Origin of the sequence: Arcticibacter svalbardensis MN12-7, from assembly GCF_000403135.1 — a bacterium.
Lineage (GTDB): Bacteria > Bacteroidota > Bacteroidia > Sphingobacteriales > Sphingobacteriaceae > Arcticibacter > Arcticibacter svalbardensis.
In genome coordinates, this window is sequence record NZ_AQPN01000008.1 from 59,157 (window position 1) to 80,548 (window position 21,392).

Below are 21,392 nucleotides of genomic sequence, written 5' to 3' on the forward strand. Positions count from 1 at the left end.
TGTGTTAACTAAGTTATGAAAAAAATATCTATTTTGATAGTATTAAGTTTGGTCATGATCAGCTTTTCATACAGTCAGGTAAAAAATAGTATTCAGGAGAAAGGGATTAATGATACAATCAGAGTTGCTGTAACCCGTGATGATTATGGTGATATGATTCCCTGGATTCCTCTACAGGATGCCTATGTAAACAACACGCGGATCTTCCTGACTCCTCAGGCCCGTTCCCTGTTCAACCGCTTACGTTACAATGTTTTGAAGGTGCTTCCTTATGCTAAATTTGCAAGGAATCGCTACAGTCGTTTGAATGAACAATTAGCTGAAACTACCGACAAAAAAGAGCAGAAAAAACTGGTTAAAGCCTGCGAAAAAGAAATCAAGGATATGTTCAATAAAGAGATCAAGAACATGACCATTACCCAAGGCGAAATTTTAATTAAATTAATTGATCGGGAGACTGGAAATAGTAGTTATGAGCTGGTAAAAGAACTGAAAGGTGGTTTTACTGCTTTCTGTTATCAATCGGTAGCTCGTGTGTTTGGTCATAACCTGAAACAAAAGTACGATCCGCAGGAAGATCGGGACATCGAAAACGTGATTGTCCGCTATGGGTATTACGGCAACTATCCCTTTAACTGATTTTTTCCCTATCATACGTTCGTCAGGTTTATTTATTTGACCCTTAAAAAGCCTGTATTTCTTTTCCAAAGTTTACTTTTGTCCAAATACGTCGGTGTTTTCGCCTGACTGGAGATTAAATATTCATGAAATTAGATATTCTTGTTATTGCTGTACATCCTGACGATGCAGAATTGAGTTGTTCCGGAACCATTTTAAAATATAAAGCTGAAGGGAAAAAGGTAGGAATTGTCGACCTTACCCGTGGCGAGTTAGGAAGCAGGGGCACCGCTGAAACACGTGATGAGGAAGCTAAAGATTCGGCAAAAATTCTAGGGCTTGATGTAAGAGAGAACCTGGGAATGCGGGATGCCTTTTTCAAGAATGATGAAGAACACCTCTTGCAAATTATTCAAAAAATCAGACAATATCAACCGGAAATCCTTATTGGCAATGCTATTGTGGACCGTCATCCCGATCATAAACGGGCTTCTACATTAATCAATGATGCCGTATTTCTTTCGGGATTAATAAAAATCAAAACTGAATTTAATGGAGTATCACAAAAGCCATGGCGTCCGCGTCTCCATTTGAATTTTATTCAGGATACCTATGTGAAACCTGATATTATTTTGGATATTACCCCATTTTGGAACACTAAAGTAGCATCTATCCGGGCTTATAAAACTCAATTTTACACCCCGGATTATGATGAGGAAAACAAAACATATATTTCCGATCCTGAATTTTTTAAGACGATAGAAGGCAGAGCCCACGAATTTGGTAAAAGCATTGGTGTCTCATTTGCTGAAGGATTTACGTCAGCAAAATTAGTAGGTGTGGATAGTCTGTTTAACCTTAGATAGTGATTTTAGAACCTATAAATTTGTAACAGGTAGGAGATAAGTATGTACCCGGATAAAGGTACGTGTGCGCCTTGACCCAGTCATGTTCGTTGGTTGTGGCTTGCAGCTCCGTCAAATCATCGATTTTAGCGAAGCACCAAGCCACAAGCAACGAACAAGCAGCGAACGTTAGTCCTATTTTTTATACAGGTGTTATCTGCTTGTCTTATGCTACTATTGAGGCTGATATTTGTTCCTTCATTCCTAGTAAGCCAAATAGTCCTCCGGTGTGGAGCGCCACTATTGTAGCACCGGGATCGAAGTAATCCTGACGAATCAAGTCGTAAACGGCATACATCATTTTGCCGGTATATATCGGATCAAGCAGGATTCCGGTTGAAGCACTGAAATGATTGATAAATTCAAACAGGGCAGGAGTAGTTTTGGCATAACCGCCGAAGTGATACGAATCGTGAAATCGGTAATCGGGCTCCGTTAAGAAATACTGTTTGATGTTCTCTTTTAGAAAATCGGCACCTTTTAATACAGGGATCACATGGCAGGTCATATTTACCTGGTTCATTCCTATGCCTTTAATTAAACCGGCAGACGTTGCGCCTGTTCCTGCGGCACAAAAGATATGGTCAAATGGAGTTTTAAGTTCCGTTATAATTTCAGCACATCCTTTTACTGCATTTTCTCCGGCTCCACCTTCGTCAATAAAAATAGCCTCAGGATCGTCTGAAAAATGAGCAGCAAAGAGTGCCGGTTTATCCCGGTAAGCGGTCCGATCGACAAAAATTAACTTCATGCCAAACAGGCGGCAGAATAAAAGTGAGTCGGTATTGATGTCTTCCCCCCTAACAAATGCCGTACTTTTAAATCCAAATCGGGCAGCGGCACAAGCTGTAGCCAATAAATGATTGGACCAGCACCCTCCAAATGTAACAATATGATTTTTATTTGCCGCCTTTGCATCGATGAGGTTATACTTTAGTTTACGCCACTTATTGCCTGATATAAAGGGATGTATCATGTCATCGCGCTTGATGAAAACACGTAGATTCTTCTCTTTAAACAGGGGATCAAAGAGCTCTTCCTCGGGACTATTAATATCAAATGCTTTCATATGCTTGTAAATCACGCAAAAATAAAGTAAAATCTTACTTTTGTGCTATGTTGGAAGAACAAGATTCCCTTGAGCAGGAAGAGCAGGAGCTCTATGAGCATTTTAAAATAGTTGTGGATAAAGGGCAATCGCTTCTGCGCATAGATAAGTTTCTAATGCAGAGGATGGAAAACGCCACCAGAAGTCGCATTCAAAATGCAATCGACGCAGGGAGTGTTCTAGTAAATGAAAAAACAATAAAATCGAGTTATAAAGTAAAACCGGGGGATTCTATATCTATTGTATTGGCGCATCCGCCACGCGATACTGAAGTATATCCGGAAGATCTTCCTTTAAATATTGTGTATGAGGATGATGATGTCCTGATTATTAATAAAGCACCGGGTATGGTAGTTCATCCCGGATTTAACAATTATACAGGTACGCTTGTGAATGCACTTGTGTTTCATTTTAAGCAATTGCCACAATTACCGGGTAATGATGGGCGACCTGGATTGGTTCACCGGATAGATAAGGATACTTCAGGTTTGCTGTTGATTAGTAAAAACGAGTTTTCGATGGCTTTCCTGGCCAAGCAATTTTTTGATCATTCCATTGCCCGTAAATACATCGCCATGGTTTGGGGAGATTTGACAGAAGATGGAACGGTGACCGGTTATATTGGCAGAAGTTTAAAAGATAGACGGGTGATGGATAACTACCCGGATGAAAGCAAAGGGAAATGGTCGGTTACACATTATAAAGTATTAGAACGGCTGGGATATGTGACCCTTATTGAGTGTCAGCTGGAAACCGGCCGGACGCATCAAATTCGTGCGCACATGAAACATATTGGGCATCCGTTGTTTAATGATGCTATATATGGAGGAGATAAGATTTTGAAAGGCACAATATTTAATAAATACCGGCAGTTTGTAGACAACTGTTTTGCAATTATGCCCCGACAGGCACTTCATGCCAAATCATTGGGTTTCATTCATCCTAAAACGAAAGAACCGATTCTGTTTGAATCCGAATTACCTGACGATTTCCAGGGAATGCTGGATAAGTGGAGAAACTATCTGCTTTATCACAAAGAGGGTTAATTTTTAATATCGAAAGGGAAAGATGGGTTTTATAAACTTTAATGGAGATATTATTGCCGCCACGCAAGCAGCAATAGGAGTGGGAAACAGGTCTTTTCGATATGGAGATGGCCTGTTTGAATCCATGAGAATGATGCAGGGAAAGCTGATGTTTGCCGATCTGCATTCCGACCGGATCAGTAAAGGGATGCAAATTCTGCAGATTGAAGGATCGGCACAAATTACAGCACAATTTTTACAGGAAAAGGTGAGTCAGCTTGCCTTGAGGAACAACATTAAAAACAATGCACGGGTTCGTTTTACGGTGTTCCGTGATGGAGAAGGACTGTACAGTCCCCTTGGTAATACAATGGGCTATGCGATGGAGATTGGGAAAACCGATCTTGATGACTACAGTTCTAACTATAAAGGATTAATTGCAAAGGTGTATGAAGAGATCACGAAGCCAATTAACATATTGTCAAATTTAAAGAGTTGCAATTCGCTCTTATTTGTGATGGCAGGGATCTTTCGGAAACGCAATTCACTGGATGAGGTATTTATCCTCAATGATAAGGGTTTTCTATGTGAGGGGATGAGCTCCAACCTGTTCGTTGTATATGAAAAAAATCTGTATACCCCATCGCTGGAAGAAGGGTGTATTGCAGGTGTGATGCGTTCGGTTGTCATCTCACTAGCCCAGGAAAATAATATTCCGGTTATTGAAGCGCAGATAAACCCGGACATTTTGAATGAAGCAGAGGAGGTTTTTGTGACAAATGCCACCACTGGAATTCAATGGATCATGGGCTTTAACAATAAAAGGTATTTTAATAAACTTTCGAACCAATTATTGGGTTACTTAAATGCAATGAGTTAAAATGTATCATCATTTACATCGCATACAGCTGCCTGGTTTAACAGGTATTTGAAAATGGAGATTATCACGATAAAGCTTATGAAGAAAGTTGTCATATTAAGTGGATTTTTAAATGCCTGCCACGTAACAAATATCATATCTTAGACGTACTTATAAAATGATCATACTTTTTTTAAAACATGATCTGAAACATTAATTGTTTTAACACACATAGATACAGCTCAAAATGGATTTTTATCTTGCAGATAAGATTTCCTGTAGCGTTTAATGACTGGATGGTACATGTTTAAATATTTTTTTATCGTCGTCTTTTTTTATTGTTCGATTGCGGTTTGCCAGGATACCAGAAGTATATCAGGTTTGATAACTGATGTGAGTGGTAAGCCGGTTTCATTTGCTTCCGTCTATATTAAGGGCAGCAATATGAGTACAATGGCCAATGAAAACGGTTATTATAAACTTAATGCTGCTCCTGGTGAGTATACCCTTATATTTAGATTTGTAGGGTATAAGAGTCTAGAGATGCAAATTAATGTAAAGAATTCTTTGAAGCTGGATATCGGTTTGCAAAAGGAGATCTATACGTTAGACGAAGTGACCATTACGCAGACGAATGAGGATCCGGCAAATGAAATCATCAGGAATATTATATCAAAAAGGAAATATCTCAGGGCAACGCCATCTTATGAGTGCGATGTATATACTAAAGGTGTTCAGAAGCTAATCAGTGCCCCTAAACGGATCATGGGTGAGAATGTAGAAAAAGCATTGCACCTGGATACCAACAGGAGGGGAATACTTTATCAATCGGAAACCTTATCTAAATTATATTTCAAATACCCAAATCGAAAAGAGATTATGCTTGCTTCGAAAGTGGCGGGCGATAAACAAGGATTTAGTTTCAACAGGGCATCTGACTTGCAGATCAATTTTTACGATAACACGATTCAGTGGACCGCTTTAGGAAATCAGAAGTTCGTTTCTCCGGTGGCAGATAATGCTTTTCATTATTATGATTTTCAATTGATTGGAACTATTGTTGAAAATGGGCATGAAGTGGAAAAGATTAAAGTTACTCCAAAAGGAAAATATGTTCCTGCCTTCAAGGGGTATATCTACGTGTTAAAAGGTGATGGCAGGCTGTATAGTGTAGATCTGTATCTGACAGAGCAATCCAAAATTAACTTCGTAGATACCTTACATATCTCTCAGCATTATAATGAGGTGCAAAAGGCATACTGGGTTCCGTCGGACATCACTATTACTTTTAAAGGGAAGGTATTAGGTTTCACTTTTGCAGGTTATTTTACGGGTCTGTATAGTAATTATATACCAAATCCTTCGTTTGCCTCTAATTTTTTCGGTGATGAGATTATTCGTATAGATAAGGGAGTTAATAAATTTGACAGCGACTGGTGGGACAAAGCAAGGCCTGTACCACTGACGCTGGATGAAGAGGACAATTATTATAGTAAGGACCTGTTTGATAAAAAGTCGCAGTCCAAACCTTACCGTGATTCCGTACAAAGAGAAACGAATAAATTTAAGCCTATTCGTTATGCACTGGTTGGACAGCGGATTGAGAATGTACATACAAACAGTTACTGGTATTTTTATCCCTTGCATAATACCGTGTTCTATAATACAGTTGAAGGTTGGGGAGTGAGGCTTCGGGCGAGGTATGTGAAAAGTTTAGGCTTAAGGAGGTCGGTGGAATTTGAGCCTAACTTTAGGTATGGATTTGCCAGTAAAACAACTAATGCAAATGCAGAGCTTACTTTTAGGGTAGATACATTGCATCATGCCAGTTTTTCTTTCCGTGGAGGGAGTGACTTTTTAGATTTAAATAACAGGGGGACCGTTAATCTTTTTTATAATACACTGACTACGCTCTTTGAGGGAAGGAATTACTTAAAGCTATTTCGTTCTAAATTTGCGGCTTTTAGTGCTCAGAGCGAAGTGTTAAATGGCTTAATGGTGAATGGTGGAGTGGAAATTGCTAAAAGGATCCCGATGCGGAATTCTTCTTTTGCATCTATATTCGACCGCACCTCTAAAATGACTACCTCCAATAACCCCTTAGACCCGACATCAGAAGCCGATATTTTTCCGATAAATAATGCTTTTAGTGTGGAGGCTAAACTGTCGTATACATTCGGGCAACACTATACGACACGTCCGGATGGGAAAGTATATGAGCAGGCAAGGCTTCCAACCATTATGATGGATTATCGGAAGGGCATTCCGGGAGTACTTAAATCTGTGGTTGATTACGATTTTATATCTGCAGATATATTTCAGGACAAAATTCCTACTGGATTATGGGGATATAGTTCATTTTACATTTCTGCAGGAAAGTTTTTGAATACAGAGTCACTGTATTATCCGGATATGCATCATTTTACGGGTAACCAGACGGCCATATATAATCCTTTGTTCCCTAATTTCCATTTTCTGGATTTCTATGCTTATACCACCAATGACAAATTTCTGGAGGTTCATTATGAGCATAACTTTGCTGGAAGATTTTTAAGTAAGATTCCCATAGTACGAAAGATGAAACTGGAAGAGATAGTGGGAGGCGCTTATTTAACTCAACCCTTACTTAGTTATCATGAGGCTTACGTTGGTTTGCAGCGATTGGTATTTCGTCTGGATTATGGAATGTCATGGTCGCCAGGTCGAAGAGCTTACAGAGCCTTTCGTTTATTTTACGGGTTTTAATCTTATTCAATTCTTTTACTATTGTATTTTTTTGAAATCAGAAATGAAGGGGCATCGCTTTGCTTCTTTTTGAATTAGAGTGTAAGTGTAAAATCTTTAAAATGCGTTTTTCTATGTATTTAGCTAGCCTAAAACAACTATAATTTGTAATTATTTGCAATTTAACCAATTAAATAACGAAAAACAGTAATAATTTTCTACAAATAGTTGATTTTTTGATAAAAATGCATTAATTTCATTTTATTATTCATCACTTAAACTATTTCAAACATGAAAAAAGTATTACCGTTCCTGCTTTTGCTCGTAGCAGTAATTTTAGGGTTAGCATTTCCTTCGGAGGAAGTCATAACTATCAAAGACAACGTAATAGACACAGGAGATACCGCCTGGCTATTGATCTCAACTGCATTGGTATTATTAATGACCCCCGGACTCGCCTTCTTTTATGGAGGAATGGTACGAAAGAAGAATGTGATCTCTACCATGCTCCAGAGTTTTGTTTGTATGGGGCTGATTACCATATTATGGGTTGTATTTGGATTCAGCCTTGCATTTGGTGATGACATTGGTGGTGTGATTGGAAACCCTGCTACATTTTTCATGATGAAAGGAATGGTAGGAAATGCGACCTGGTCGATGATGCCAACAGTACCATTGGTTTTGTTTGCTATGTTTCAGCTTAAGTTTGCTGTTATTACGCCTGCCCTGATTACAGGAGCCTTTGCGGAACGGATTCGCTTTAATTCTTATCTGATTTTCCTTTGCTTGTTCATGATTATTATCTATACCCCTTTAGCACATGCAACCTGGCATCCAGATGGATTTTTATTCAAGTTAGGTGTTCTTGATTTCGCAGGAGGAACGGTAGTACATATGTCCGCAGGTTGGGCAGCATTAGCTTCCGCACTCTTTTTGAAAGGTCGTACATCTCAGGAACATGCGCCGGCACGGATTAGTTATGTTATTCTGGGTACCGGTTTATTATGGTTCGGATGGTTCGGTTTCAACGCGGGATCAGCAGGTGGTGCAAACGCTCTTGCTGCAACAGCATTAGCGACTACAACTACTGCATCTGCAGCAGCAGCAATGGCCTGGGTATTCTTTGATATGTTCAGGGGTAAAAAACCTTCTGCTTTAGGTGCTTGTATAGGTGCTGTTGTGGGTTTGGTAGCGATTACTCCGGGTGCTGGTTTTGTTTCTGTGCCTCATTCATTGGTGATCGGTGTGGTAGCAGCTGTGGTAAGTAACCTGGTTGTTATTTGGCGCGGACGTACTCATATTGATGATACGCTTGATGTATTCCCTTGTCACGGTGTTGGTGGTATGGTAGGGATGTTACTTACCGGTGTTTTTGCCAGTCAAGCGGTGAATGCAGCCAATACAACTGGTAATGGTCTTTATTACGGTGAAACACACTTGTTCTTTTTACATGTGGTGACTTTAATAGGCGTATCCATCTTTGCTTTTGGAGGTTCGTATATCTTACTTCTGATCACAAATGCGATTAGTCCATTACGTGTATCTCCTGAAGACGAGGCCGTAGGTCTTGACGCTTCTCAACATGATGAAGAACTATAAAAAATAGTTTTCATAAAATGTGCTTAACACCCATCTTAACCGGATGGGTGTTTTTTTTGAAATGTATAATTGTATACATTTGCTTTCCTTATGAAAGCAAATTCGTTAAGCCAAAATCGTCCTGTAGCCATCTGGCTTTGGATAGGTGCCATCATGATTGTCATCCAGGTTTTACTGGGCGGAATTACCCGTCTCACTGGTTCAGGATTATCTATTACCGAATGGCAACCTTTATTAGGAGCACTGCCTCCGATGAATGAAAAGGCCTGGATAAAGGCTTTTGATCAGTATCAGCAAATAGCTCAGTATAAGTATGTTAATAGTCACTTTGATCTTCAGGATTTTAAGTCTATTTTTTTCTGGGAATGGTTTCACCGGGATTTCGGACGTTTGATGGGCTTTGTGTTCATTATTCCCTTTATCTATTTTGTGATTAAAAAGAAGATTAACAGTAGCATGATCGTTCCGATGATTATCCTCTTTTTACTGGGAGGATTACAAGGTGCCATAGGATGGATCATGGTGAAGAGTGGCATCGGTACTGACCTGCTTTATGTGAGTCATATCCGTTTGGCGATTCATTTTATTACCGCACTGTTATTGCTGTGTTACGTTATTTGGTTTGCCCTGCAGATTTCTGTTCCGCGTGAATCCCTCAGTGCTGAGCCGTCATTAAAAAAATTAAATATAGGTTTGTTAATTCTGCTCACTTTTCAGTTGATATATGGTGCTTTTATGGCTGGAACGCATGCTGCTTTTGCAGCACCCAACTGGCCATTAATTAATGGCATGTGGTATCCGGCGGAAAATATGCTAAACCAGGGAAGTTTTATCTCTGATATTACCCATAATCTGATCAGTATTCAATTTATACATCGTTCATTGGCTTACCTGATCACGATAGTGGTATTGGTGTGGACTTTTAAAGCTTTTCAGCTTCCCAAAAGAAGTTTCTTATATAGCTGGAGATTTATTCCACTGGCTATCGTGTTGATTCAGGTTATTCTTGGGGTATTGGCCCTGGTGTATAGCTTAACAGAAGCGAAGTTAATGTGGAGCATTTTGCATCAATTTGTAGCCATTGTTCTTTTATCTTGTTTACTCATAACTTATTTTTATAGCAGAGGAAAAAGAATCTATCTTAAATAATACGCTGTTTATGGCGAATCGTTTAATCCTGAGGAATTGCGTCCAAAAGAAATCAGCGTAACAACGTATTTATAAAAACTAGCAATAGGTAATTCTGTTAAACCTTGGTATAGAGGAAAATCTTAATATCACATCTATTTATGGCGAATCGTTTAATCAAGGAAACTTCCCCTTATTTGCAGCAGCATGCACATAATCCTGTTGACTGGTATCCCTGGGGGGAGGAGGCTTTGTCTAAAGCTAAAAATGAAAATAAATTGATCCTGGTGAGCATTGGCTATTCCGCCTGTCACTGGTGTCATGTCATGGAGCATGAGTCGTTTGAAGATCTTTCTGTTGCCGAAACGATGAACGCTAATTATGTTTGCATCAAAGTGGATCGGGAAGAGCGTCCGGATGTCGATCAGATTTATATGAATGCAGTGCAGTTGATGACAGGACAAGGCGGGTGGCCGCTGAATTGTATATGTCTGCCTGATCAGCGACCTGTTTATGGCGGAACGTATTTTGGAAAAAGCGACTGGAAGAAAGTGCTTTCTCAACTTGCAGGCTTCTGGGAGCAAAAACCTGCGGAAGCAGTAGGTTATGCAGAAAGGCTGACTGAAGGGGTGAAGCAAATTGAAAAGCTAAATCTTTCATCAGAGTCTACATTTTATTCTGCCGGAGATCTGGAAGCGATCTATAAACCTTGGGAAAGATCATTTGACACCAAAGAGGGCGGATATAACAGGGCGCCTAAGTTTCCTTTGCCCAATAACTGGCAGTTCATGCTGCGTTATGCACATGTAATGGATAGTGCTTCAGCCTGGAAAGCTACACAGTTGACATTGAAGAAAATGGCTTATGGTGGGATCTATGATCATATTGGTGGAGGGTTTGCACGGTATTCGGTAGATGGGCAATGGCATGTGCCTCATTTTGAGAAAATGTTGTATGATAATGCTCAGCTGGTTAGTTTATATGCAGAAGCTTATCAATATTCCCCTGATTCGCTGTATAAACAAGTGGTGTATGAAACCCTGGATTGGGTAGAAAGAGAGATGTTATCTGAGGAAGGTGGCTTTTATTCTGCTCTGGATGCGGATAGCGAAGGGGTGGAGGGTAAGTTTTATACGTTCACTGCTTCGGAGCTTAGAATGATTATGGAGCCATCTGAATTTGCGGTTTTTAGTGCATTTTATGGAATTACAGAGGAGGGGAACTGGGAGGAAGAGCATACCAATATATGTAAAAGGTCTGCTGGTGTGGAGGATCTTACTGAGGAATTGAATCCCTTGCATGACTCTTTGTTGGCTTCAGCAAAGGCAAAGGTGTTTGCCTATCGCAGTAAACGTGTACGTCCGGGTCTGGATCATAAGATCCTTGCAGGTTGGAACGGGATGATGCAGAAAGGGTTTATTGACGCGTACAAGGTCTTTAAAGAGCCACGTTTTTTGGAGATAGCGGTGGTTAATGCCAACTTTATCTTAAAGAACCTGGTGAATGACAGTGGAGCCTTATTAAGGGTGTTTCGTAAAACGCCGGATAGTAAGGTTCGGTATACGGCTTTTCTGGACGATTATTCCTTTGTGATTGATGCCTTTATTAGTCTTTATGAGGTTACTTTTAATGAGGACTGGCTTCAGGAAGCTCAGAAGCTGAATCGATATGTGCTGACTAATTTTTTTGATCCAGGTACAGGTTTGTTTTTCTATACTTCTCAAATGGATCAGGATCTTATTGCACGGAAACATGAGATTATGGATAACGTTATTCCATCCTCGAATTCGTCTATGGCTTTAAACTTATTCAAATTGGGACATCTATTTCAGGATGAAACTTATTTGGAGCAGTCTTCAGAGATGCTGAAAGCAGTGTTCCCATCGATCAAAACATATGGATCGGGATACTCCAACTGGGGGATTCTGCTGATAAATGTCATTTTTGGGGTCTATGAAATAGCAGTTACAGGTCCTGATTATGAAAAATTGAGGCAAGAACTGGAAAATTATTTCATTCCAAATAAAATTCTTTTGGGAGGAAGCTCAGGAAAGTTACCTTTGCTGCAGGATAAATTTAGTGGGGAAAGCAAAATTTTTGTTTGTAAAAACAGAACTTGCAGATTACCTGTTACATCCGTATCCGAAGCATTGAAACAAATTAATTTAGGGGATCTGTCTGTTGGTTAGAATAGCACAGTCCAAATTCAAAAAACTTATGAAAATTCAATCAAATAGCGTAGTGGCGCTTACATACGATTTGTATACCACCGAAAATGGCGAAGAAGTATTTGTAGAAAAGGCAACAGAAGAGCAACCATTGGTTTTTCTTTATGGCGTTGGCATGATGCTTCCGAAGTTTGAAGAAAACTTATCAGGGTTAGGTACTGGTGATGCTTATGATTTCCATCTGGCAGCTGTTGATGCTTATGGTGAAAAAAACGAGTCATCAATTACTGAATTGCCTGCTGATATGTTCGAAGGAATGGATAAACCAGAAATAGGTTCTGTTCTTCCTTTGCAGGATAACGAAGGAAATCAATTCCGTGCACGTGTGATTGGAGTTACTGAAACTGGGATCCAGGTTGATTTAAATCATCCAATGGCAGGACAGCATTTGCATTTCAAGGGACAGATTATCAATGTACGTGAAGCTACTGAAGAAGAGTTGTCTCATGGTCACGTTCATGGTGCTGATGGACATGAAGCGCACTAAGCTTCTGTAGGTTTATTAGCTTATTAAAAAAGGTCATTCTGATTCGTCGGAATGGCCTTTTTTATTGTTCTTTTTTGGGGAATGATAACCTATTCGCCCGATCAGTATGACTGCTCAACAAAAAAGGCAACTGAACACTTGTTCGGTTGCCTTTTTTGTTGAGCAGTCTTGCTAGGGCTCGAACCTAGATCTTCAGAACCAGAATCTGACGTGGTAGCCATTACACTACAAAACTGCGTCAAAAATACAATAATATTTATCTTTTAAAAACCTAATTTCAAAAATGTTCATAAAAATAGATAATGTTGTGTATTATCGGTAATAAAACCGATAAATGATAATTATCGGGTATTTTACCGATAATTTGAAAATATCGGTAAATGTCCCTATATTTAACCCCTATGGAGCCTAATAAAGCCGTGTTAACAGCAGATATTGTGAATTCCACCTTAATGGAATCAAAGGATTTGAATGACTTGATCCTCCTGATCAGGTCGGAATTTAAAAAGGAAAGGGTGCTTTTTGATTTTTATAGGGGTGATAGCTTCCATGCTTTGGCAGGTATGGAGCAAGCGCTTAGTCTGGCATTGAAGCTTCGTGTGGTAGCCCGACAAATGGGTACACCTGAAAATAAGAGTCCGGATATTCGGATTGCTATTGGTTTGGGAAAGGTAAATGAGCCGGTAAAAAGTATGGCTATGGGGAAAGGGGAAGCCTTTGTCCTTTCGGGGAGAGAGCTTGATCTGATTGGAAAATCGACCACCCACTTATCTATCCGCTGTAGCGAACAAAAAATTGATACCGGAATGGAGGCGGTTGCCTTGCTCGCTGATATGGTGTTGAAAGATGTTTCTCCTAAACAAGCAGAGGTATTGGCCGAGTTATTGGTGGGAGCTACACAAATGGAAGTGGCCCTCAAGCTCAGAAAGAGCCAGTCAACCGTTAATGAAATAGCAAAGGCAGCAAACTGGACAATGTTAGAGAAAGCTATTCAAATATATCGTAAACTTGTGCTTTACATCGAGGATTAATTATGCTGTTACTCTGGTATTTTAAAATGATCGCTGCTCATCTGTTAACTGACTTTGCTTTTCAGCCAAAGTCTTGGGTTAATGGCCGGATTGAACATCATTATAAGTCCAGACATATCTATTTTCATGTACTCATAACTGCTATAACTGCTTGGCTGTTTGATGGTTTTGTTCATTGGGCTGTACCTGTTGTTATACTGTTTACTCACTTCGGTATTGATCTCTGGAAGTCATACCGTCCGCAAAGAATTGCCTATTTTCTCATTGATCAAGGACTTCATTTGTTGGTAATTGGGGTACTTGGGTGGCTGCTTTATCAACCTGGACTTGAAAGTTTGCAGGTGCTATCAAATGTTTTGCATAATGAGGCATATTGGGCAGTAGTATTGGCTGTTATATTTTTAACGCACCCCTCTGGTATCCTTATAGGTATGTTAACCACAAGATGGAGAGTACAACTAGCAGATTCAGGAAATACGCTTGGGGCTGCCGGGAAATGGATAGGAATGCTGGAAAGGTTGATTATATTTATACTTGTGGTTTATGATCAATATGAAGCAATAGGCTTGCTTACTGCGGCTAAATCTATTTTAAGGTTTTCTGAAAGTAAAGATGCCCCTGAAAGAAGTGAATATGTACTGATCGGTACTTTGATCAGCATAAGTTTTGCATTGATAATTGGTTTAATAATAAAAATATACCTGCCAGTATCATCCTGATACATATTGAATAGGCAGAATTGACATAAGGATATGATTTCATACATAAAGAAAATTGCGGAGGAGCTAACTATTTCGCAAAAGCAAGTGGATACGACATTGACCTTGCTTGATGAAGGGGCTACAGTACCCTTTATAGCGCGTTACAGAAAGGAAATGACTGGAAGTCTGGATGAAGTGCAGGTTGCAGCAATCAGGGACAGGGCGGAGCAATTAAGGGAGCTGGATAAAAGAAGGCAAGCGATCCTGAAGTCTTTAACGGAGCTGAATAAACTTGATCCTGCGCTGGAAAAGAAGATCATTGAAGCCCGGACACTAGTGGAACTGGAGGATTTATATCTGCCATATCGCCCCAAGAGGAAGACCAGAGCTAGCATGGCAAGGGAAAAGGGATTGCAGCCATTAGCGGATTGGTTGCTGGAGCAACCAAATCTGGATGTTTCCAAAGAAGCTTTAAAATTTATAGATGAGGAGAAAGGGGTGCCTTCAGAAATAGAAGCGCTGGCCGGGGCAAGAGATATTATTGCCGAACATATCAATGAACATGCAGATGCAAGGGCACGGATCAGGCGTCTTTTTTTAGAAAAAGGTGAGTTTATTTCTAAAGTTATTGAAGGTAAAGAAGAAGCCGGCAGTAAGTACAAGGATTATTTTGACTGGAAAGAAACGGTTAAGGCTGCACCCTCACATCGGATCCTGGCTATGCGAAGGGGAGAAAAGGAATTATTTCTAACCCTGAATGTGCTGCCTCCGGAGGAGGATGCCTTAGCTTCATTGGAACGCTTGTTCCTGAAAAATAGATCAATGGCTGCCGATCAGGTTAAGCTTGCCCTGGCGGATAGCTATAAACGTTTATTGAAACCTTCTATGGAAACGGAGATCAGACTCTTTACCAAAAAACAGGCTGATGAAGAAGCTATTAAAGTGTTCGCTGAAAATGCGAAACAGCTGTTAATGTCTGCTCCTTTGGGACAAAAGAAGATTCTGGCTATTGACCCTGGCTTTCGTACAGGGTGTAAGATAGTATGTTTAGATGAACAGGGTAAGCTGCTTTATAATAACGCGATATATCCACATACCGGAGCTAATGGTTTCACTGAATCGAAGAAGTTAGTTGTCAAATTGATTGCAGATTATACTATTGATACCATTGCAATTGGTAATGGAACAGCCGGTAGGGAAACAGAGGAATTTATTAAGAATCTGCAAATCCCAAATGTTAGCATCATCATGGTTAATGAAAGTGGAGCTTCTATTTACTCCGCTTCTGAAGCCGCCAGAGAGGAGTTCCCGGATAAGGATATCACCGTAAGGGGTGCTGTTTCTATTGGTAGACGATTGATGGATCCTCTTGCTGAGCTGGTTAAAATAGATCCCAAATCAATTGGTGTGGGTCAGTATCAGCATGATGTGGATCAAAGTAAATTACAAAGTTCCCTGGATGATACCGTGATCAGTTGTGTGAATGCAGTTGGTGTTGAACTCAATACGGCATCGAAACAGATTTTGGCTTACATTTCTGGCTTGGGTCCTCAGATAGCTAAAAATATAGTGGAATACAGGGAGAAAAACGGGGCATTTAAAAAACGTTCGGAGCTTAAAAAGATACCGCGTTTAGGAGAAAAGGCCTATGAACAGGCAGCCGGGTTTTTAAGGATCCATGAGGCAAAAAATCCGCTCGATAGTAGTGCTATTCATCCGGAACGATATGCTTTAGTGGAACAAATGGCCACTGATTTAAATTGCACCATTCATGATTTGATCAAAGAGGACAAACTGCGTCAGCAGATTCGTCCCGAAAAATACATGAATGACTCAATCGGATTGCCCACCATTCAGGATATTCTGGAGCAGCTGGCTAAACCGGGAAGAGATCCAAGGCAACAGTTTGAAGCGTTCAGCTTTACTGATGGGGTTAATAATATGAATGATTTGAGGGTAGGGATGGTGCTGAGTGGGATTGTGACTAACATTACCAGCTTTGGTGCTTTTGTTGATATTGGGGTGCATCAGGACGGATTGGTTCATTTAAGCCAGCTATCAAACCGTTTCATTAAAGATCCGAATGAGGTAGTGAAGGTTCATGAACAAGTACAAGTTAAGGTTACGGAGGTCGACAGCGCAAGAAAAAGAATCGCTTTATCGATGAAAATGGAAGATAGCGTGAAGAAGCAGGAAAAGCGTATTCCTGAGGTTAAAAAGCAATCTGATAAGACTAGTGACAAGTCTAAGGTTGGGTTTCAGGATCAGTTAAATGCGCTAAAAAACAGGTTTTCTTAAGTGGCGGCTTCTCAATGTTAAATTAGTATGAAATATTTATTCTTTTGTGAGAACAAATCATTCCCATCAATGGTTAATAAAACATGGAAACGGATATGAATAGTATCGAAGCACAAGCAGTAAAATGCTACAATTTCTTCATTAGTCTTTTTGATAATGGAGAATTCAACGAAATTGTTGTTACAAAAGGTCTGGATGGCTACAGCATGAAAATGGATAATGACACTTATTTAGGCACTTTAACGCGGAATAGTGATCTTTCATGGAATTTAGTAAATGGTAGAATTCCTGCTTATCTGGTTAGTCAGATTACGCGTAATATGGATAGAAAGTTGAAAAATTAAGCTTTTCCCTTATCAGCTATGGTTTTATATAACTGATAAGGAAAACCTTTGCCTTGCCTGTTAAACAGTATTTTGATTGGTATAAATTTTTAAAATTAAGATTTTAACTACAAATCCTATTTAAGATAAATCAGTAATAACGAAGACATGGGTAGTCATTCTGTTTCTTTATCCATTTTTGATTATGCCTTTTAAAATCAGTTAACAGGAATATAAGTAAGTCATCTTTAAATTGTTGACTTTTTCCATTTTACCTAATACACTATCTAAATTACCCTTCCTTATTTCAAGTTCCATAGCACAGTCATTATCAAATTCCTGGTTTAGAATATGGATTTCAAAGTCTTTTATGATACGCATAACTGAGTTCATATCGATGTATCCAAATTCAAAACGATACACATCCATCAGGCTCTTCTCTATAATCACTGCATTGTTTAATGCTTCAACAGCCGCATTTTTATACGCATGAATTAACCCCGGGATCCCAAGCAGGGTTCCTCCGAAATAGCGCACTACTATAATTAAAACGTTTGTTACATCGAAAGAAAGAAGTGTGTTAAGAATGGGACGAGCGGCACTACCCGAAGGTTCCCCATCGTCATTTAGCTTAAATATCGACCGATCCGTTGTAAACCTCACCGCCCAGCAGTAATGCCTGGCTTTTGGATGTAAGGAATGAATACTGGCAAGGTGGATTTTAACGTCCTCTTCAGTGCGCACAGGGAAGGCAAATCCGAGGAATTTACTTCCCTTATCGCGGACTATTCCTTCTCCCTGCTGACCTAACGTTCTATACGTATCATCAAACAACATAGCTGCAATGATAAGGAAAAGCGGTAACGAATAGAAGAGTAAGGCTATTTCTGATCAATTATTTATTTTTATAGAAAATAATAAGCAATGAAACATTATCTTTATACAGATTGTCATAACCTACTATAAGGCAGTTTAATATAAATTTATCTTGTACATTCTATTCGCCCTTAACCCGTATTTTAGTAACAATTAATTAACTTCTCAGCTCTACAGATGAATAAAAAATTTTGCAAAGTGATCAAACCTTTTAATTTTGTTAACAAACAACTAAAGTAATTAATGAAACTCAGCCAAAAAGAAGCAATATTTGCAAGTGAGGTGGTCACGCGATTTGAGTTATACAATAGCTTATTTCTAACTCTTCCTTTTTACCGTGTTAAACACACGGGTACATTATTACCTTTTTTCACCTCCCATTGTGAAGAGAGCGTCAAGCAGAATATTGCGCCATCAGATATCATCGAAAGCTTCTTTGGTCAGTATGAGCAATATGTTCAAGCGGCAGATCGTTACGATTTGCTATTCCGTTTTATTCAATATATTGAAAGACAGGTCGTATTGTTTGATGCAATTGAAGATTCTGCATTTCAAAAGACGCATAGTTCCGATGAAGTGGAGACTCTGGCTGTTTTACTTCAACAAGCATCTTCCAATCCGGCAATGAAAGCAGATATCAGGAAGGCATTGGAGGAATTTTCGCTTCGTTTGGTACTAACGGCTCATCCGACTCAGTTTTATCCGGGAAGGGTATTAGCAATCATTACCGATCTGACCGTAGCTCTTAAAACGAATGAATTAAATAGCATCCACCTGTTGTTACAGCAATTGGGTAAAACGCCATTTTTTAATAAATCTAAACCTACTCCTGTTAATGAAGCTACTAGTTTAGCCTGGTTTCTGGAGAATGTATTCTATAAAGTGGTTTCCAGTATTCAGAGGAAGGTTGAGGATGAATTTGAGACACCAATCTTTAATGCACATCAACTCATCGAGCTAGGTTTCTGGCCCGGAGGCGATAGAGACGGAAATCCAAACGTAACCTGCGAAAGCACTAAGGCTGTTTCTGAGCTACTCAGGGAATTCCTGTTCCGTTGTTACTACCGTGATTTCCGTGTATTGAAGCGTAGGGTCACTTTCAGAGGAGTTGAAGAGTACATGGAAAGACTTCAGCAACTGTTTTATGAAAATAGTTTCATCAAATCGGTAGAACCTACTGACTTGCAGGATGAAATTCTTTCTAACTTAAACTCCATAAAAGAAGTACTGATTAGAGTTCATGATGGTTTGTTTGTCGATGTAATAGATGACCTGAGTTATAAAGTTAGATTGTTCGGATGTTACTTTGCATCACTGGATATCCGTCAGGATAGCCGCATATTACGTAAGGCCCATCTGGAGATCAGAGCGATTATAAATAATCCTTATCCAGAAAACTACGATAGTCTTTCTGAACAAGAGAAATTGAAAATTATTAAGTTTACTGAAGAGGAAGGACCGTCAACCGGATTTTCTCCTTTGAGTGACGATACCTTTCAAACCATCAGACTGGTTAAGAAAATGCAATATGCAGGTGGCGAAAAAGCATCCCATCGTTTTATAATCAGTAATTGTCAGGAAGCAACAGATATTTTGCAGTTAATCAACCTTTTCTTGTGGAGCGGATGGCAAAAGGACAACCTTAGTGTTGATTTTGTTCCCCTGTTTGAAACCGTTGAGGATTTATCTCTTGCAGCTTCCGTGATGGAAAGTCTGTATACGAATGAATTTTATAAAGAACATTTAGCTAAAAGAGGCAATAAGCAAACCATTATGCTTGGTTTCTCCGATAGTACCAAGGATGGGGGATATCTCATGGCTAACTGGTCGATCTATAAAGCGAAAATTGAGCTCACTACCATTGCCCGTGAGCATGGCGTTAAGCTGGCCTTCTTTGACGGCCGTGGTGGACCTCCTGCACGTGGTGGAGGCAAAACACATCGTTTTTATGCCACTATGGGGAGTGAAATTGCCCATGAGCATATTCAACTCACCATTCAAGGTCAAACGATCAGTAGTCAATACGGCTCATTTGACACCGCTTATTTCAATATTGAACAAATGGTGAATGCAGGTATTGTTTCTGCATTGGATACCGGCGATAAAAATAAATTATCTCCTGAACAAAAGACATTGATGGATAACATGGCTGAAACGAGTCATAAAACATTTGTTTCCTTGCGGGAAGATCCACTGTTTTTACGTTACCTGGAACAATTAAGTCCCCTGAAATTACTTGCTCATATCAATATCAGCAGTAGACCTATTAAAAGGGAGTCGGCAGGTGAACTCAAACTGGAAGATTTAAGAGCCATTAGCTTTGTCACTTCATGGAGTCAGCTTAAACAAAATATTCCCGGTTTCTATGGTGTAGGATCTGCACTTAAGAAAGCCAAGGAAGACGGTGTTTGGGAGGATGTCAAACGTTTGTACGAAACATCAGGTCAGTTTAAAACGATGATGGACAATTGCAATATGTCGATGTCTAAAGTCAATTTCAACATTACTGCTTTCCTTGCTAATGATAAAGTATATGGCACTTTTTGGAAAAAACTGAAGAGCGAATATGATTTAACAACCTCGTTAATAATGGAACTTACCGGAACCACTGTTTTGATGGAACAATACCCGGTTGAACGCCGTTCTATAGCATTACGGGAACGAATTGTGCTTCCTTTGGTTATTATCCAACATTATGCGCTACAACAATTGGAATTGCATAAGGATGATGAAGAGAAAGTTAAAATATTTAATAAATTAATCATCCGCACGGTTTATGGTATCGTAAACGCGGGAAGAAATCTGGCTTAAATACAACTATGACATATTGTTTGGCAATAAAGGTAAAGGAAGGGTTGGTAGCGATTGCCGATACACGTATTACGTCTGGTACAGATACTACGGTTAAAAAGAAATTGTATGTGGATCAAAAAGAGAAACATTCTATTTTTATCATGACTAGCGGACTGAGGTCTGTCAGGGATAAAGCGATTATCTATTTCCGCGAACTTGTAGAAGAAGGAGCGGAGTTCAACAAGCTATACAAAGCGGTGAATGCCTTCGGGCAGCAGGTAAGACGCGTCTCCGAAGAGGATAAAGTTCCACTCGAAAAGGCAGGTTTTAAGTTCAACTTAACGACTATTATAGGTGGTCAGTTGAAGGACGATGAGGAGCATAAACTCTTTTTATTATACGCCGAAGGCAACTGGGTAGAGCTCGATCAGGGCTCTCCCTTTGTTATTATTGGTAATTCGGGTCCCGGAAAGCCTATCTTAAATAGAACCCTAAACGATCAATCATCCATGAGAGAAGCTTTAAAGGGAGGTTTCCTTTCTTTCGACTCGACCAGAATGAGTACGAACGATGTGGATTTCCCAATAGATGTGGTGCTTTATAATAAAGATAGTTTCGCTATTACCGAATACCGGTATGAAAAGAAAGACCTTGAAAATATTTCAGCACAGTGGGCTGATGAACTAAAA

General features: G+C 39.6%; 17 protein-coding genes. 15 read left to right on the forward strand and 2 right to left on the reverse strand.

The annotated features are described in order from the left end of the window. The first annotated feature begins 15 nt into the window (after positions 1-15). A complete protein-coding gene (locus ADIARSV_RS01110) occupies positions 16-639 on the forward strand; it encodes a DUF4294 domain-containing protein (RefSeq protein ID WP_040298673.1) in 624 nt (207 codons plus the stop codon). Between the two features lie 125 nt (positions 640-764). Next, the gene (bshB1, locus tag ADIARSV_RS01115) at positions 765-1,484 is read left to right on the forward strand and encodes a bacillithiol biosynthesis deacetylase BshB1 (protein ID WP_016193496.1); all 720 of its coding nucleotides are present in this window, start codon (positions 765-767) and stop codon (positions 1,482-1,484) included. Between the two features lie 205 nt (positions 1,485-1,689). Here bshB1 and ADIARSV_RS01120 read toward each other — a convergent pair whose 3' ends face one another. Then, the gene (locus tag ADIARSV_RS01120) at positions 1,690-2,592 is read right to left on the reverse strand and encodes a 1-aminocyclopropane-1-carboxylate deaminase/D-cysteine desulfhydrase (RefSeq protein WP_016193497.1); all 903 of its coding nucleotides are present in this window, start codon (positions 2,590-2,592) and stop codon (positions 1,690-1,692) included. Positions 2,593-2,639: 47 nt separating this feature from the next. Here ADIARSV_RS01120 and ADIARSV_RS01125 point away from each other — a divergent pair, with 47 nt between their 5' ends. The 11 genes from ADIARSV_RS01125 (at position 2,640) to ADIARSV_RS01175 (ending at position 17,055) form a co-directional block, all read left to right on the forward strand. Then, entirely contained in the window at positions 2,640-3,677 is a 1,038-nt protein-coding gene (locus ADIARSV_RS01125; protein WP_016193498.1) for an RluA family pseudouridine synthase, read from the forward strand. Positions 3,678-3,699: 22 nt separating this feature from the next. Beyond that, positions 3,700-4,536, forward strand: coding sequence for an aminotransferase class IV (locus ADIARSV_RS01130; RefSeq protein ID WP_016193499.1), 837 nt, complete (start codon positions 3,700-3,702; stop codon positions 4,534-4,536). 282 nt (positions 4,537-4,818) lie between these two features. Further along, on the forward strand, positions 4,819-7,260 hold the full coding sequence (locus ADIARSV_RS01135) for a DUF5686 and carboxypeptidase regulatory-like domain-containing protein (RefSeq protein ID WP_040298681.1): 2,442 nt from the start codon (positions 4,819-4,821) through the stop codon (positions 7,258-7,260). A 270-nt stretch (positions 7,261-7,530) separates the two neighbouring features. Continuing rightward, positions 7,531-8,838 carry an ammonium transporter gene (locus tag ADIARSV_RS01140; RefSeq protein ID WP_016193501.1) on the forward strand — a complete coding sequence of 436 codons (1,308 nt, stop codon included), beginning with the start codon at positions 7,531-7,533 and terminating at the stop codon, positions 8,836-8,838. 90 nt (positions 8,839-8,928) lie between these two features. Further along, on the forward strand, positions 8,929-9,987 hold the full coding sequence (locus ADIARSV_RS01145) for a COX15/CtaA family protein (RefSeq protein ID WP_016193502.1): 1,059 nt from the start codon (positions 8,929-8,931) through the stop codon (positions 9,985-9,987). Between the two features lie 140 nt (positions 9,988-10,127). After that, positions 10,128-12,155, forward strand: a complete 2,028-nt coding sequence (locus tag ADIARSV_RS01150) for a thioredoxin domain-containing protein (RefSeq protein ID WP_016193503.1) — start codon at positions 10,128-10,130, stop codon at positions 12,153-12,155. A gap of 28 nt (positions 12,156-12,183) precedes the next feature. Beyond that, positions 12,184-12,681, forward strand: coding sequence for an FKBP-type peptidyl-prolyl cis-trans isomerase (locus ADIARSV_RS01155; protein ID WP_016193504.1), 498 nt, complete (start codon positions 12,184-12,186; stop codon positions 12,679-12,681). A 401-nt stretch (positions 12,682-13,082) separates the two neighbouring features. After that, positions 13,083-13,712 carry a nucleotidyl cyclase domain-containing protein gene (locus ADIARSV_RS01160; RefSeq protein ID WP_016193505.1) on the forward strand — a complete coding sequence of 210 codons (630 nt, stop codon included), beginning with the start codon at positions 13,083-13,085 and terminating at the stop codon, positions 13,710-13,712. Between the two features lie 2 nt (positions 13,713-13,714). Then, positions 13,715-14,431 carry a DUF3307 domain-containing protein gene (locus ADIARSV_RS01165; protein ID WP_016193506.1) on the forward strand — a complete coding sequence of 239 codons (717 nt, stop codon included), beginning with the start codon at positions 13,715-13,717 and terminating at the stop codon, positions 14,429-14,431. 33 nt (positions 14,432-14,464) lie between these two features. Further along, positions 14,465-16,711 (forward strand): Tex family protein, encoded by a 2,247-nt coding sequence (locus ADIARSV_RS01170; protein WP_016193507.1) that lies wholly within the window; start codon positions 14,465-14,467, stop codon positions 16,709-16,711. An 83-nt stretch (positions 16,712-16,794) separates the two neighbouring features. Further along, positions 16,795-17,055, forward strand: a complete 261-nt coding sequence (locus tag ADIARSV_RS01175; protein WP_016193508.1) for a hypothetical protein — start codon at positions 16,795-16,797, stop codon at positions 17,053-17,055. 201 nt (positions 17,056-17,256) lie between these two features. On the opposite strand, the gene ADIARSV_RS01180 is transcribed toward ADIARSV_RS01175, so the two are convergent. Continuing rightward, entirely contained in the window at positions 17,257-17,871 is a 615-nt protein-coding gene (locus ADIARSV_RS01180; protein WP_016193509.1) for an IMPACT family protein, read from the reverse strand. 282 nt (positions 17,872-18,153) lie between these two features. Between ADIARSV_RS01180 and ADIARSV_RS01185 the strand changes: the two genes are divergently transcribed. Both ADIARSV_RS01185 and ADIARSV_RS01190 read left to right on the forward strand, forming a co-directional pair. Then, the gene (locus ADIARSV_RS01185; protein ID WP_016193510.1) at positions 18,154-20,721 is read left to right on the forward strand and encodes a phosphoenolpyruvate carboxylase; all 2,568 of its coding nucleotides are present in this window, start codon (positions 18,154-18,156) and stop codon (positions 20,719-20,721) included. A gap of 8 nt (positions 20,722-20,729) precedes the next feature. Continuing rightward, positions 20,730-21,392: peptidase (locus tag ADIARSV_RS01190; protein ID WP_040298675.1), on the forward strand; the 663-nt coding region annotated here is incomplete at its 3' end.

What these genes read in the sequence shown, in the direction of transcription:
- ADIARSV_RS01135 (WP_040298681.1), top strand. Translation starts at nt 4,819, where the DNA reads ATGTTTAAATATTTTTTTATCGTCGTCTTTTTTTATTGTTCGATTGCG.
- ADIARSV_RS01120 (WP_016193497.1), bottom strand. Translation starts at nt 2,592, where the DNA reads ATGAAAGCATTTGATATTAATAGTCCCGAGGAAGAGCTCTTTGATCCC.
- ADIARSV_RS01180 (WP_016193509.1), bottom strand. Translation starts at nt 17,871, where the DNA reads ATGTTGTTTGATGATACGTATAGAACGTTAGGTCAGCAGGGAGAAGGA.
- ADIARSV_RS01125 (WP_016193498.1), top strand. Translation starts at nt 2,640, where the DNA reads ATGTTGGAAGAACAAGATTCCCTTGAGCAGGAAGAGCAGGAGCTCTAT.
- ADIARSV_RS01145 (WP_016193502.1), top strand. Translation starts at nt 8,929, where the DNA reads ATGAAAGCAAATTCGTTAAGCCAAAATCGTCCTGTAGCCATCTGGCTT.
- ADIARSV_RS01175 (WP_016193508.1), top strand. Translation starts at nt 16,795, where the DNA reads ATGGAAACGGATATGAATAGTATCGAAGCACAAGCAGTAAAATGCTAC.
- ADIARSV_RS01170 (WP_016193507.1), top strand. Translation starts at nt 14,465, where the DNA reads ATGATTTCATACATAAAGAAAATTGCGGAGGAGCTAACTATTTCGCAA.
- ADIARSV_RS01160 (WP_016193505.1), top strand. Translation starts at nt 13,083, where the DNA reads ATGGAGCCTAATAAAGCCGTGTTAACAGCAGATATTGTGAATTCCACC.
- ADIARSV_RS01155 (WP_016193504.1), top strand. Translation starts at nt 12,184, where the DNA reads ATGAAAATTCAATCAAATAGCGTAGTGGCGCTTACATACGATTTGTAT.
- ADIARSV_RS01130 (WP_016193499.1), top strand. Translation starts at nt 3,700, where the DNA reads ATGGGTTTTATAAACTTTAATGGAGATATTATTGCCGCCACGCAAGCA.
- ADIARSV_RS01185 (WP_016193510.1), top strand. Translation starts at nt 18,154, where the DNA reads ATGAAACTCAGCCAAAAAGAAGCAATATTTGCAAGTGAGGTGGTCACG.
- ADIARSV_RS01150 (WP_016193503.1), top strand. Translation starts at nt 10,128, where the DNA reads ATGGCGAATCGTTTAATCAAGGAAACTTCCCCTTATTTGCAGCAGCAT.
- bshB1 (WP_016193496.1), top strand. Translation starts at nt 765, where the DNA reads ATGAAATTAGATATTCTTGTTATTGCTGTACATCCTGACGATGCAGAA.
- ADIARSV_RS01165 (WP_016193506.1), top strand. Translation starts at nt 13,715, where the DNA reads ATGCTGTTACTCTGGTATTTTAAAATGATCGCTGCTCATCTGTTAACT.
- ADIARSV_RS01140 (WP_016193501.1), top strand. Translation starts at nt 7,531, where the DNA reads ATGAAAAAAGTATTACCGTTCCTGCTTTTGCTCGTAGCAGTAATTTTA.
- ADIARSV_RS01110 (WP_040298673.1), top strand. Translation starts at nt 16, where the DNA reads ATGAAAAAAATATCTATTTTGATAGTATTAAGTTTGGTCATGATCAGC.